The 12,748-nt window shown below is 46.2% G+C and carries 14 protein-coding genes; 5 read left to right on the top strand and 9 right to left on the bottom strand.

Annotation, left to right across the window (positions count from 1 at the left end; all coding sequences use genetic code 11):
• Positions 1 to 82: 82 nt before the first annotated feature.
• Positions 83 to 613 carry a 30S ribosomal protein PSRP-3 gene (locus ABWV55_RS08665; protein WP_353292720.1) on the top strand — a complete coding sequence of 177 codons (531 nt, stop codon included), beginning with the start codon at positions 83 to 85 and terminating at the stop codon, positions 611 to 613.
• A 163-nt stretch (positions 614 to 776) separates the two neighbouring features.
• On the opposite strand, the gene atpC is transcribed toward ABWV55_RS08665, so the two are convergent.
• Both atpC and atpD read right to left on the bottom strand, forming a co-directional pair.
• Positions 777 to 1,178 (bottom strand): ATP synthase F1 subunit epsilon, encoded by a 402-nt coding sequence (atpC, locus tag ABWV55_RS08660; protein WP_353291659.1) that lies wholly within the window; start codon positions 1,176 to 1,178, stop codon positions 777 to 779.
• 96 nt (positions 1,179 to 1,274) lie between these two features.
• Positions 1,275 to 2,738: a F0F1 ATP synthase subunit beta gene (atpD, locus tag ABWV55_RS08655; protein WP_353291658.1), complete on the bottom strand. Its 1,464-nt coding sequence runs from the start codon at positions 2,736 to 2,738 to the stop codon at positions 1,275 to 1,277.
• Positions 2,739 to 2,751: 13 nt separating this feature from the next.
• Here atpD and ABWV55_RS08650 point away from each other — a divergent pair, with 13 nt between their 5' ends.
• The 3 genes from ABWV55_RS08650 to groL all read left to right on the top strand — a co-directional run bounded on the left by ABWV55_RS08650 (position 2,752) and on the right by groL (position 5,001).
• Entirely contained in the window at positions 2,752 to 2,904 is a 153-nt protein-coding gene (locus tag ABWV55_RS08650; RefSeq protein WP_353291657.1) for a hypothetical protein, read from the top strand.
• Positions 2,905 to 2,975: 71 nt separating this feature from the next.
• Positions 2,976 to 3,287 (top strand): co-chaperone GroES, encoded by a 312-nt coding sequence (groES, locus tag ABWV55_RS08645; RefSeq protein WP_353291656.1) that lies wholly within the window; start codon positions 2,976 to 2,978, stop codon positions 3,285 to 3,287.
• A gap of 79 nt (positions 3,288 to 3,366) precedes the next feature.
• On the top strand, positions 3,367 to 5,001 hold the full coding sequence (groL, locus tag ABWV55_RS08640) for a chaperonin GroEL (protein ID WP_353291655.1): 1,635 nt from the start codon (positions 3,367 to 3,369) through the stop codon (positions 4,999 to 5,001).
• Between the two features lie 895 nt (positions 5,002 to 5,896).
• Here the strand turns inward: groL and ABWV55_RS08635 are convergent.
• The 3 genes from ABWV55_RS08635 to gpmI all read right to left on the bottom strand — a co-directional run bounded on the left by ABWV55_RS08635 (position 5,897) and on the right by gpmI (position 9,030).
• Entirely contained in the window at positions 5,897 to 7,075 is a 1,179-nt protein-coding gene (locus ABWV55_RS08635) for a hypothetical protein (RefSeq protein ID WP_353291654.1), read from the bottom strand.
• Positions 7,076 to 7,168: 93 nt separating this feature from the next.
• Positions 7,169 to 7,396 carry a preprotein translocase subunit SecG gene (secG, locus tag ABWV55_RS08630; protein ID WP_353291653.1) on the bottom strand — a complete coding sequence of 76 codons (228 nt, stop codon included), beginning with the start codon at positions 7,394 to 7,396 and terminating at the stop codon, positions 7,169 to 7,171.
• Positions 7,393 to 9,030 (bottom strand): 2,3-bisphosphoglycerate-independent phosphoglycerate mutase, encoded by a 1,638-nt coding sequence (gpmI, locus tag ABWV55_RS08625; RefSeq protein ID WP_353291652.1) that lies wholly within the window; start codon positions 9,028 to 9,030, stop codon positions 7,393 to 7,395. Before gpmI ends, secG begins: the two co-directional genes overlap by 4 nt.
• A 98-nt stretch (positions 9,031 to 9,128) precedes the next feature.
• Here gpmI and pyrR point away from each other — a divergent pair, with 98 nt between their 5' ends.
• Entirely contained in the window at positions 9,129 to 9,680 is a 552-nt protein-coding gene (gene pyrR, locus ABWV55_RS08620; protein ID WP_353291651.1) for a bifunctional pyr operon transcriptional regulator/uracil phosphoribosyltransferase PyrR, read from the top strand.
• On the opposite strand, the gene ABWV55_RS08615 is transcribed toward pyrR, so the two are convergent.
• The 4 genes from ABWV55_RS08615 to ABWV55_RS08600 all read right to left on the bottom strand — a co-directional run bounded on the left by ABWV55_RS08615 (position 9,664) and on the right by ABWV55_RS08600 (position 12,603).
• The gene (locus tag ABWV55_RS08615; RefSeq protein ID WP_353291650.1) at positions 9,664 to 9,885 is read right to left on the bottom strand and encodes a ferredoxin-thioredoxin reductase variable chain; all 222 of its coding nucleotides are present in this window, start codon (positions 9,883 to 9,885) and stop codon (positions 9,664 to 9,666) included. The genes pyrR and ABWV55_RS08615 overlap by 17 nt on opposite strands.
• Positions 9,886 to 9,906: 21 nt before the next feature.
• Positions 9,907 to 10,755: a hypothetical protein gene (locus ABWV55_RS08610; RefSeq protein WP_353291649.1), complete on the bottom strand. Its 849-nt coding sequence runs from the start codon at positions 10,753 to 10,755 to the stop codon at positions 9,907 to 9,909.
• Positions 10,756 to 10,833: 78 nt separating this feature from the next.
• Entirely contained in the window at positions 10,834 to 12,408 is a 1,575-nt protein-coding gene (locus ABWV55_RS08605; RefSeq protein WP_353291648.1) for an Hsp70 family protein, read from the bottom strand.
• A gap of 57 nt (positions 12,409 to 12,465) precedes the next feature.
• On the bottom strand, positions 12,466 to 12,603 hold the full coding sequence (locus ABWV55_RS08600) for a hypothetical protein (RefSeq protein ID WP_353291647.1): 138 nt from the start codon (positions 12,601 to 12,603) through the stop codon (positions 12,466 to 12,468).
• Between the last annotated feature and the right edge of the window lie 145 nt (positions 12,604 to 12,748).

Below are 12,748 nucleotides of genomic sequence, written 5' to 3'. Positions count from 1 at the left end.
ATAGAGGGTGAGCTCAGGATCTAGGTTGTATGCAACGGCTGTTAGACTAGCCTTCTGTGTTTTTGCCTTGAGCGCTGATTCTATGACAGCTAGCGAAAGCGCTGCCACCGCCGACCAAGAGGTCGCCAATTCGGCCGTCGGCATAGCTGAAGATACGATTCAGGCAGCTGAATCCACCGAGAGGCCTGTAGCTTTAACACCGGTAGAAGATGAGGAACGTCGGGGGGGGTTCCGCGGTGCCGCTGCCGCTGCTCTTGCTTCGGCTACAATTGATGCCGACGGTGTACCCTCTGGATATACCCCTAAAGCTGATGAAGGTCGTTTTTTATTAAAAATTCTTTGGCTACCCGATAATCTCGCTATCTCTGTAGATCAAATTGTTGGCGGCGGCCCCAGTCCTCTCACTGCTTACTTTTTTTGGCCCCGTGAGGACGCCTGGGAGATGCTCAAGACAGAGCTCGAAGGGAAGAGTTGGATCACAGACAACGAGCGTGTAGAAATGCTCAATCAAGCCACTGAAGTAATCAACTACTGGCAAGAGGAAGGCAAAGGCAAAAGTCTTGATGAAGCCAAGCTGAAGTTCCCCGAGGTCACATTTTGCGGCACTGCCTGATTCTACCATCAATAGGTATTAGGCTAGTTAATAGATGGTCGGCAGCTATGAGGAGACAAATAGTTTTCTCATGATTAGGTGTAAAGCTAAATTTAGGTGGTTGGCGATACGCGAAGGTCGCTTTGTTTTCACTTAGCAGCTAAACCAAACCATACTGAATAATTTATTTGCTCGCTTGCATGCGGGCGCGTGCTTCATTCATTTGTTGCTGCGCTTTCAACTTTTCAGGAGATGCAGGTTTTCCTTCCATTTCCACAAGGATTGCCGAAGCCTTTTGGAATTCGCTTTCGGCAGCACTGCTGTCAATACAACTACCTAGTTGAGCTTTATTGACTAAAACAGTTACTTCATCTGAATCCACTTCAGCGAAACCACCCATCAATGCGATAGAACTCCAAGAACCATTGGCTCGGACGCGCAACACACCCACATCAACGGCAGTGAGCATAGAAATATGACCGCTCAGTATGCCGAGCTGACCTGTGGTGCTGGGCAAAATTACCTCATCAGCACTACCATCAAATAGGTTTTGATCAGGGGTCAATACGCGAAGAATTAGGGACATGAACCTTGGTTCGTAAGATTTGCTAAGGAAAGAGAGCGACCTAAACGTACTGAAATATGGGGAAAATGAAACACTTCTGAATAACTAATTATTATGCTACTTGGATTCAGAGGTCATTTTCTGAGCCTTGGCCTTCACCTCTTCTATGTTTCCCACAAGATAAAAGGCTTGTTCGGGAAGTTCATCGAGTTCACCAGAGAGAATTTGATTGAAACCGCTGATAGTTTCCTCTAATTTTACATATTTACCAGACATACCAGTGAATATCTCGGCCACAAAGAAAGGTTGAGAGAGAAATTTCTCAATCTTGCGAGCACGATCAACGGTCTGACGATCATCTTCTGACAGTTCGTCGAGACCAAGAATGGCAATAATGTCCTGGAGTTCTTTATAACGCTGTAGGGTTGCCTGTACAGCACGAGCCGTTTTGTAATGGTCGTCGCCGACAACGGCGGGCTGTAGCATCGTGCTGGTGGAATCCAAAGGGTCAACGGCGGGATAAATGCCCTTGGAAGCCAGAGCGCGATTCAAAACTGTAGTGGCATCAAGGTGAGCAAAAGTGGTTGCAGGAGCTGGGTCAGTGAGATCATCAGCAGGGACGTAAACAGCCTGAATTGAGGTGATTGAACCTTCAACCGTGGAAGCAACACGTTCTTGTAGCGCCCCGACGTCAGTGCCAAGAGTGGGCTGATAACCCACAGCTGATGGCATGCGGCCTAAGAGAGCTGAAACTTCAGAACCAGCTTGAACAAAACGGAAGATGTTATCAACAAACAGTAGAACATCTTGCTTGTTTACATCACGGAAATGCTCGGCCATGGTGAGGGCTGAAAGGCCCACCCGCATACGGGCACCGGGGGGCTCATTCATCTGGCCGTAGCAAAGAGCCACCTTGGACTTCAAGAGGTTATCAGCGTTGATCACTCCAGATTCTTTGAATTCCTCATAAAGATCGTTGCCCTCGCGCGTGCGCTCACCGACACCACCGAAAACGGACACACCACCGTGCTCTTTGGCGATATTGTTAATAAGCTCTTGGATCAACACGGTTTTGCCAACACCAGCTCCACCGAATAAGCCAACCTTGCCACCTTGTCGATAGGGAGCCAGCAGGTCAATCACCTTGATGCCAGTTTCAAATACCTTTGGTTTGGTCTCTAGCTCGATGAGCCTAGGAGCCTCACGGTGAATCGGCGCTGTTGCTTGAGCGTTAACAGGTCCTTGCTCGTCGACGGGTTCACCGAGTACATTAAAGATGCGACCCAAGGTGGCTTCACCGACAGGCACTGAGATTGGTGCCCCGGTATCGACAGCCTCCATGCCGCGAACCAGTCCATCGGTACCGCTCATAGCTACAGCGCGGACGCGATGATCACCAAGTAGCTGTTGCACCTCGGCGGTAAGAGCTATCTCTTGACCGCTCGTGTTTTTTGCTTTTACACGGAGTGCATTGTAAATCTTGGGCAACTTGCCGGCGGGGAACTCTACATCCAGAACCGGTCCAATCACTTGGCGGATCACGCCTTTGATGCCAGCCGATGCAGGAGCAGAAGTGATCATAGGTTGAGTAAAGGTGCAGGATCAGGCGCAGCGCGCTCGGGCCCATATCAAAGCGGCCAAAACCATACCACCGCTGAGCCAACCATCCACCATATCGCGTCTGTTCGGTCAACCGCACCGTCTCGATATGGTGCTTGAGAGGGGTGATTGCATACGTTGGCGTTGAGTCAGCCTTGAACGCCAGCTCGTGTCGATGCGTGGCGCTCGGCGCCTTGGTCCCTGCTTTTGCAACAACTTATGGCTGCTGTTTCCCTCAGTGTCTCCACTGTTAAGCCGCTTGGCGATCGTGTTTTCGTCAAGGTGTCTGAATCAGAAGAAAAAACTGCTGGTGGTATCCTCTTACCGGACACCGCAAAGGAGAAGCCTCAAGTCGGTGAGGTCGTCCAAATTGGCCCCGGTAAGCCTAATGAAGACGGTAGCCGCCAGGCTCCCGAGGTCGGTGTAGGCGACAAAGTGCTCTACAGCAAGTATGCCGGTACCGATATCAAGCTCGGTAGTGACGAATACGTGCTTCTATCTGAAAAGGACATCCTTGCGATTGTCAACTAGAATCTCTTACTCAACGCATGCTGAGGTTAATAGCCGTCAGCGGTTTTTGTAAACACCATTTACTTAGGACAGGTTTTTCATGGCTAAACGCATCATTTACAACGAGAATGCACGCCGCGCTCTCGAAAAAGGTATAGATATCCTTGCCGAATCAGTTGCCGTCACTCTTGGCCCTAAAGGTCGCAACGTAGTACTCGAGAAGAAATTCGGTTCACCTCAGATTATCAATGATGGTGTTACCATCGCCAAAGAAATTGAGCTTGAAGACCATATTGAGAATACGGGTGTTGCTCTGATTCGTCAGGCTGCTTCTAAAACAAACGATGCTGCTGGCGATGGCACAACGACGGCCACAGTTTTAGCTCATGCCATGGTGAAAGCCGGTCTGCGCAACGTTGCTGCCGGAGCCAATGCGATCACTCTTAAAAAGGGAATCGACAAGGCCTCTGATTTCCTTGTTGGCAAAATTAAGGATATGTCCAAGCCAATTGCTGATAGCAATGCTATTGCTCAAGTAGGAACTATATCTGCCGGTAACGATGAGGAAGTCGGTAAAATGATTGCCGATGCGATGGATAAAGTCGGCAAGGAGGGGGTGATTTCTCTTGAAGAAGGGAAGTCTATGGAGACTGAACTTGAAGTGACCGAGGGTATGCGTTTTGATAAAGGCTACATCTCCCCTTACTTCGCTACTGACACTGAGCGCATGGAAGCGGTTCTTGACGAACCCTACATTCTGCTAACTGATAAGAAGATTGGGTTGGTTCAGGATCTCGTTCCTGTGCTAGAGCAGGTGGCCCGCACGGGCAAGCCACTGTTAATTATTGCTGAGGACATCGAGAAAGAAGCGTTAGCGACCCTGGTGGTCAACCGTTTGCGTGGCGTGCTTAACGTAGCCGCAGTAAAGGCGCCTGGTTTTGGTGATCGCCGTAAGGCCATGCTTGAAGACATGGCTGTACTCACGAATGGTCAACTAATCACCGAGGATGCCGGCCTAAAACTAGACAAAGCCAAGCTGGAGATGATGGGTACGGCTCGTCGTGTCACAATTAATAAAGATACTACTACTATCGTCTCCGAAGGTAACGAGACGGCTGTAAGTGCGCGCTGTGAACAGATCAAGAAACAGATGGATGAAACCGACTCCACCTACGACAAGGAGAAGCTGCAGGAGCGCTTGGCCAAATTAGCTGGTGGTGTTGCGGTCGTAAAGGTGGGTGCGGCCACGGAAACCGAGATGAAAGATAAAAAGCTTCGTCTCGAAGATGCAATTAATGCTACTAAAGCTGCAGTAGAGGAAGGTATTGTTCCTGGTGGCGGAACCACCTTGGCTCACCTTGCACCCGCCCTCGAAACGTGGGCCAACGAAAGCCTATCTGGCGAAGAGTTAATTGGCGCTGGCATCGTCTCAGCTGCTCTTACAGCTCCGCTAATGCGCATTGCTGAAAATGCCGGTGCTAATGGGGCTGTTGTCGCTGAAAACGTTAAATCGCGGTCCAACAATGAAGGCTACAATGCCGCTAACGGTGATTACATTGACATGTTAACAGCTGGCATTGTTGATCCAGCCAAAGTGACCCGCTCTGGCATTCAGAATGCTGCTTCCATCGCCGGCATGGTTTTAACCACGGAGTGTATCGTAGCTGACCTTCCTGAAAAGAAAGATGCCGCTCCTGCTGGAGGTGGTATGGGTGGTGGCGATTTCGACTATTAAGTTAGGGTACTTGTGCTAAGTGCTTAGAAAACCGGTTTATGAGCGCTCCTTCGAGGAGCGCTTTTTTTATTGTTAAAATTTCTGCTTACAGGGATTCGAAATAACCAAATGAGAGTTTAGAAAAGTTTATGTCTACAAAGTATCAATATTAATTTTTTGAATTGCTTAGACCATCTAACATAACTAATTACCAGAAATAAAATTCTTGGCTTTTTATTTGAAATAAACGTAATTTATTCAATTAGTTTAATATTTTAATTGCTAATCGAGTTATTCTTATACTTCAAAGTTATTTTTTTAAGAATTAATTTATTTAATCTTATGTTAAAATTAGACAAATTAGTCTGCTCAAATGGACTAAAGATTATGATAATTGTCTATTTTTATTGAGTTACTAAATAGATAAAGTTATAAGGTAATTTTATTATTATACAATTTGGATATTATAATTCGTAAAATCTTCAAATAAAAATTGAATTCAAACTTTTTAGAACAAAAAAATTTATTGCTTAGTAATAAATTGTTTTGATTAGAAATAATCTTCAAGGTAGTGTATAAAACAAGTAATCTTTTAGTAGCATTAGAACAATTGCTTAGTAATTAATAATAAATATCTCTATATATGAGATTAAAAATATGGAATAATTACGCTGATTATCGTCAAGTATTAAATAACATAATCTAGCATTATTTAGTGTATTAATATCTTCTAATAAGTCATCTGAAGAGGTAATATTACAGATCTGTAAAAATTTACCATATTAAAAGCTATTTTGTTGATATTGTTTGTGTTATGTGTTAAACTCTTTTTATTAAAAAATGAGTAAAATAATAACTCCACACCTTACTTATTTTAGACCTGAATAACACAATTAATATTGAAAGATCTTAACTTTTAATAATTATTTTTTTCTTTAAAAGTTTTATTATTTTCTTCATTTAATAGTCCCACTAATTGAGGTCTGTCTGATCGATATTTAATCGCTAGCTTAAGAAGCTCAACTTTAAAGGCAATAGGAAGTTTATTATTCTTACTGGCTAAGATAATTTGATCGATAGCTTTATTAGATAATGTTTCAAAATTTTTTTTAGAGTCAATAATTGTATCATATGTTATTTTTGTTATAAGGTTAACAATTTCATCACTAATATAATCTGAATTTTCCGGTCTAATATCTTGACAAGAGTTTAAATTCTTTGATGCGTTAGTCTGCAGCTTTTGACCATCCGGAAGCAATCGATTTATGATTATTAAGAATGGCTGATTAATTTGAAAAACATATTTAGAGTTATCTTGACTAAGTGCACATTGATGTACTTTCTCTTGTGGATATTGTTTAATTAATTTATCAGTTATATACCTTCCAATTTCAGGTATATAACTATGAAAAAGGGTATTAATTATAATAATAATTTCTAGTTCTCTCTTGCTAAGACTTCTATTTATCTTCATATCATGAACGCTTTTTTTGGGATATACGTCAATGATACCAATAGACTTAAATATTTTTTGAGCAATTAAATTGCGCTCATATGAATAGTTTATTAAATTTATTTTTATTTTTTTAGTATCTAACTTTCGAATTAGTTCTGCTGCAAGTTTATGATGAGATGAGATATACTGTCTTATTACTTTAACAAATGTATTAAAACTTCTATACTCTCCATGACGTTTGACTAATTGTTGATACTCTGATGAAAGCATTTCTTCTATTTCGCGAACAGCTAATATTATTTCTACTTCTATTAAGTCAGAGATTTCTTCGTAGTGATCGATAAAATCATCAAGAAAAAAGAACAAATTTTCGGAGCTGAGAATTACTTTTTTATACCTTGTATTTTTATGAAGTTTATGTTCTAATTGTTTGATTGTTTGTCTTAAATCATGACCGGTTTTAGGATCGCAGTTACCAGATGTAATTTCAAGTAATGATGCCTTTTGCCTAGCTTCCTCCTCGATCGGATAAAGTACCCCGAGCTCTTTGAGCTGATTGCTAGCAAGAGCTAATGACGACTGAATTGCTGTTGTCCCAGTTTTTCCGTGTCCAACATGGATAAAATATTTTCTTTTCATTAAGTTGAGATGACTTATTTAACTATAAGCTTTGTTTAAAGATGTTCAAATTGTAACGATCTTAATTTTTTTATTTTTGTTGCAGACCTATATTTAGTTAGTACTCAGGACGATGGCTAAACCCAGAAATATGGTCAGACAAATCCAAGTTAGGCGATCGAGAGTAGCTTCAATGCTGCTTGTACTGCTGAACATCGAACTTCCACTGGCAGATAGGCCCCCCATGCCATCCCCTTTGGGGCTATGAAGAAGGACTAATACGATGAGCAATACACCGCTGCTAATCCATGTCCAGGAAAGGATTAGATTGAGAACCGTCATACTACTTGAGGGAGACAGGTTGATGTTGGATTATTTTCGATGCTGGACGTTGGTATAATTAGGCTGTTGCCTGTCATTGCATCGGGCTTTGGAAGGTCGAGTATCTGGAGTAAAGTTGGAGCAATATCGGCTAGCCCTCCGTTGTTGCGCAAGGTGATGGCATTTCCGTGTCCTGGAATTTTACGTTGTTCACCCTCCACAAGAATTACCGGTACAGGGTTAGTGGTATGGGCAGTCCAGGCTTGACCGTCTTCTCCTTTCATTAACTCAGCATTACCGTGATCGGCAGTGATTAATGCCGTTCCTCCTTGCTGACCTATAGCATTTAATAGACGACCAACACATCGGTCAACGGTTTGAATAGCCTCTTTAGCTGCATCCATCACTCCAGTGTGTCCTACCATGTCAGGGTTAGCGTAATTGATTACAATCAAAGAGTATTCTCTTGTTTCTATAGCCCTTATGCAGCTGTCCGTGAGCTGATCAGCCGACATAGCCGGTGAAAGATCGTAGGTAGCGACTCTGGGAGATGCGACAAGATGGCGTTCCTCTCCGAATAATGGCTTTTCGATACCACCATTCATGAAATAGGTGACGTGTGGATACTTCTCTGTTTCCGCTGTCCGATACTGCTTCAATCCTGCTTCAGCAACAATCTGTCCTAAGAGGTGGTCTAGCGGTTCGGGAGGAAAGGCTACTGACACTGGTAGTCCTTGTTCCACCTGAGTGAAGGTAACGATATCCAATTTTGGAGTTTCGTCGCGACTGAACCCACTAAAATTCTCCAGACACAGAGCTTGAATGATCTGTCGTGTTCGATCTGGTCGAAAGTTAAACATAAGTAAAGCATCCTCATCCTTCATTACGATGTTCCGAAGGCGCACCGGTTCCAAAAATTCATCGGTGACCCCCGATTCGTAACTAGCGGTCAGAATTTGCTCTGGGCTTTGTTGATCCACATCGACAGCGGGATCTGTATAGAGCCTGTAGGCCTTTTCCGTGCGTTCCCAACGTTGATCACGATCCATTGCCCAATAGCGACCGCAAAGACTGACTATGGCACCGACACCAGCACTCTTAATTGTGTCTTGGATAGTGCTAATGAATCTGAGTGCGCTCTGGGTGGGTGTATCTCGCCCGTCTGTAATCACATGAATCGCAAGATTCCTGATTCCAACGTCCTCAGCCCAATTGATCAAACCGCAAAGATGTTCAACGTGGCTGTGTACGCCACCGTTGGAACAAAGGCCTAGAAGGTGCAAAGTTCCATTTCCCGACCTGATGCGTTCGACAAAAGCCCGAAGTTCTGGAGTGTTTTGGAGTTGTTTTCTCCGCACTGTGTCGCTAATGCGAACAAGCTCCTGACGAATAATGCGTCCAGCACCGATTGTGAGGTGTCCGACTTCCGAATTCCCCATTTGCTGATCCGGCAGACCCACATGCGACCCACTCGCCTGGATCAAAGTATGGGGATAGGCATGCCAAAGGGCCTCCATGACAGGAGTTTCGCTCTGGCGTATGGCGTTGTTCTCTTCTTCGTCTCGATGTCCCCAGCCATCAAGAATCGTGAGAACTACCGGAGCAACCGATCCGGTATGAAATGAACCGTTGAAAGTGCTTTTGCCCACGTTCACCAGCGATCGTCGGTTCTTAAGGACTCCTGTGAGAACAACTTAACCCTCTATCTGCCACCAAGCTCTTTTTTTTACCGGACCACCACATCGAACTCCCTATGTCCGACCAAGACAGGATCGAAATTCTCTCTGATCGGGAGCTTGCAAAAACCTTGGTAAGTCTGGCAACGCAGGTATTGGAGCAAGTGGAGGACAGTCGTAGTTTGATGCTGCTTGGAATTCCTACTCGCGGCGTGCAGTTGTCTCGTGTGCTTACTCGTGAGCTAGAACGGCTTAGCGGTCATCATATTGCCCAAGGAGCGATTGACCCGACTTTCCACCGCGATGATCTCGATCGCATCGGAACACGCCTGGTTCAAACCACGACCCTCCCTTGTAACGTAGAAAACCGACAGGTGCTGTTGGTGGACGATGTAATTTTTACCGGCCGTACAGCTCGCGCCGCGCTTGAGGCTTTACAGGCCTGGGGGCGGGCGCAAAGAGTGATGCTGCTCGTGATGGTGGATCGCGGTCATCGCGAGCTGCCTATTCAACCCGACTTTTGCGGAAGAAGGATCCTATCTAAGCGCAGTGAAACGATTGAGCTGCGTTTGCGGGACGTTGACGAGGAAGAGGGGGTGTTTTTGAAACAATTCAGCCGGACGACGTGAGTTCCTCGGCGTGGAAATGGGCCTTGTAACGCCCGAAAGCCACTATGACTGGCAGCGTGGGGCTGATCGTTCGACCTTTCCAATCATTTAGGACCTTAACTACTTCTCCATTTTGCCCCTGCATATCGAAAGCTTCGCCGCGATGCTCGGGGTGATTGAACACAACGACAGATGTATTGACCAGCACCTTGTCACCCGTTTGCATTTCATGAAAACCAACCTGGGCCTATTTTGTCATGGGGCTCGTGTCTGAGCGTCGGCAAAAGCTTTCTGGTCCGTCCTCTTCAACCTGACCCTTCAGACTATTACAGCCAGCCTGAAAGGCCTCCCAAGGTTCCATTCCACGTGACAACCAACGCTGAACCGCAAGTTCTAATTCTTGCGCCGAAACTAGGTTGGGGTGAGCTACGGCGTGCTGATTATGTTCCTGAATGTTCTCTAAACTCTGAAGAGCAGCGTTGATAAGCGCACGTTCGTTAACGGCTTCCAATTGCCACCAAGGGTGGTCTAAACGGTTGAGGCTGTCTAAGGCCTCCCACCATCGCTTTTGCTTCACCAGGCGTACAAGGCGTTCCTTTTCTGAGAGGTTGCGGTTCCAAATTTCCTGAAAGGTATCCCTTAGATTTTGAATGTTTTGACTGCGCTGCAAGTTCTGCAAACTTAGTAGCCGAAGAGCTTTCGTAAGCTCACCTTGCCAGAAAAAAGTAACGGCGCGCTCTTGGAGAGTAAGCTGCCATCGATCTAGTGCGGCTCGGTTTTTCACCGTGTCGCCTTGTTCAGAGGCTATGAGCTTTTTTTGGAGATTTAGTGCTTCAGCGCTTGCCCCTTTGGCCCATAAGTGCTTTGCATAGCGTTGTCGGCAAAGTGCCTGTTCAGCCGCGACTCCTTGTTTGAGCCATTGCAAAGCCGCAAGCTGTTCACTGGCGCGGACACACTCCCCGTAGTTTTGCCTTTCTACAGCTTCCCGTAGACGATTTGGCAACTGCTTTTCCCAACAGAATGCACCAGCCGAAATGGTAAGCACCGAGCCAAGGGTGACTACAACCCAAAGTCGAATTAAGTGGGGTTGCGCCACCAAAGAAATGTGTTGAGAAGGGATGGGATTGTTTTATAGAAAGTTGCGATAGATACTCAGTAGTTTTAAATAAACACTTTATCGAACCGTGCCCAAGAGCATGGTTGGATATTGTTCATTAGAACGCAGATCGCGCACGCTTAATTGAAGTTGAGCTTTGGCATCAATTGCCCATCGCAGATGAAGGCAGTCTTCTCCGGTTTTTCCAGGTGGAGATAGCGGTAGTACGAGGGGATCACCCGGCCACAGTTGATGTCTGCCTTTTCCAGCTTCATTCTCCCGCAGACATGGCAGCCCGTTGACGAAAACAACGCTATGTATCTCTTGAGGTAATGGCTCCGCAAGAACAAGTTCAATATTATCCTGGCCTGGTCGACTGGCCGCCAGCACGAGATCTAAAGAGTTGGAGGTTGGCCATGACTGACCGGCGACAAAGAGGGGATGCCACCGATGTCTATTGCTGCGTTGGTCCCATGTCCGCAAAGACACGCCATTTCTCAAAACATCTCGGATAGCAACGCCCGGGGTCAGCTTAAGTGCACCAAGAGCGACAGCCTCCACCGGAGGGGGCATTAGAAGAGGAGCTGGCGCAGTGTTTTCAATAAGCCAGCGTCGTAGCCATGGCAATCGTGCTCCACCTCCGACGACTACGATGCCTTCAAGATCCCCCAGATGGCAATTGTGGCGTCGTCCTCCGGCAAGAGTGGCTTCCATTAGCTTTGATAAAGCAACATTAAAACCGTGATGGTCGAGCAGTCGATCGAGTGCTCGGCGAGAGAGGCGGAGGCTGTGTTGTTGCCCATTTATCGCTAGCTCCAGCAATTCCTCTCTATCTGAGATTGCGATGTTGCTGAGACGGCACTTCAGCCGTTCTGCTGAATTGAGAAGCGTCATTGTTATCGGCTGATTTGGGCAGCATGAATTAACAATCCAACGATCTATATCGCGACCACCAAGACGCATCCCAGCCTTCCCAAGCACTTTGGCGGTACGGAGTCTTTGGCCACTGCCTTCGCCCAGATTCTTTCCTCCGAGACGTAGAAGCTGTGCTACAGGAGCGGCCTTGCCCTCTCCGCCTTCCAGGGCAACAAGTGCTAGATCAATGGTGCTGCCGCCAAAATCCACCACTAAGATGCGTGAGCCTGGAGGTAGTCCTGCTCCCAAGGCAGCGGCCGTTGGTTCATCAACAAGGGCAACCTCTTTAACGGGAAGAGTCTCGCTCGCTTTGACTAGCCAGCTTCGGTAAGCGCGATAGCTTTTGACCGGAGCAGAAAGAACGAGGCGCTCAATGTTGAGATTGGCGGGTAGACGCTGCCAGACTTGCTGTAAAAGCTGTTCTCCGGCCCAAGAGGCCCGGTCGTGCTTTGGGGTATTCCGGTTGCCGATATGTAGCTTAAAGTCTCGGTGCAATCTCGGATCGTCGGTGTCATGAAGCCCTGCTTCAAGGACCTGACATCCGATCAAGGGCTGCTCGTGGCTGTCCCAAACTAAACTGGGGATCTCTCCGGGACGATGTCCGATTGGAGGAAGATCCAGCAACTGAACTGTTGGATCCCCGGGCGATTGAAAGGCAACCACTGTGGTGGTGCTTCCCAAGTCAATGGCTAGAGTGCCACCACGTTCGGAGGGATGTCGAAGCTCTTTCTCTCCCACGGCTTACACGGCTTATTTTTCAGACCGCGACAAAAGCACAGCTAGGTTAACCTGAAATTAGTCTGGATCCAGTACTAGATAGAAACCGTCCTGGTAAGCGATTTTTTTTCGTTTTGCAGGGAAACCTAGAGATAGGGTCAGTTGCAGAACCTTTGTCATCGCTGTCGTGTGCATTCGCAAATAGGGCGACGTCAAGATCAAATACTTTAAATCACTCTTTATCCTGAGGGGACTAACGAAACGATCCTACTGTTTTACCCGCGTTCACTTCTAGCGGCTCTAAAGATAAGGCACCAAACAACGTTGTAGATATTTAGCGAGTCAGCGTTTCCCGCTTCTA

It is taken from the genome of Synechococcus sp. M16CYN (assembly GCF_040371545.1).
Taxonomy (GTDB): Bacteria; Cyanobacteriota; Cyanobacteriia; order PCC-6307; family Cyanobiaceae; genus Parasynechococcus.
The sequence above is the reverse complement of the archived record's forward strand: the minus strand, read 5'-3'. Positions and strand labels throughout refer to the sequence as shown.

Bases quoted from the DNA above. Each gene is read 5' to 3' on its own strand.
- ABWV55_RS08665 (WP_353292720.1), top strand. From the start codon at position 83: ATGACAGCTAGCGAAAGCGCTGCCACCGCCGACCAAGAGGTCGCCAAT.
- atpC (WP_353291659.1), bottom strand. From the start codon at position 1,178: ATGTCCCTAATTCTTCGCGTATTGACCCCTGATCAAAACCTATTTGAT.
- atpD (WP_353291658.1), bottom strand. From the start codon at position 2,738: ATGATCACTTCTGCTCCTGCATCGGCTGGCATCAAAGGCGTGATCCGC.
- groES (WP_353291656.1), top strand. From the start codon at position 2,976: ATGGCTGCTGTTTCCCTCAGTGTCTCCACTGTTAAGCCGCTTGGCGAT.
- groL (WP_353291655.1), top strand. From the start codon at position 3,367: ATGGCTAAACGCATCATTTACAACGAGAATGCACGCCGCGCTCTCGAA.
- ABWV55_RS08635 (WP_353291654.1), bottom strand. From the start codon at position 7,075: ATGAAAAGAAAATATTTTATCCATGTTGGACACGGAAAAACTGGGACA.
- secG (WP_353291653.1), bottom strand. From the start codon at position 7,396: ATGACGGTTCTCAATCTAATCCTTTCCTGGACATGGATTAGCAGCGGT.
- pyrR (WP_353291651.1), top strand. From the start codon at position 9,129: ATGTCCGACCAAGACAGGATCGAAATTCTCTCTGATCGGGAGCTTGCA.
- ABWV55_RS08615 (WP_353291650.1), bottom strand. From the start codon at position 9,885: ATGCAAACGGGTGACAAGGTGCTGGTCAATACATCTGTCGTTGTGTTC.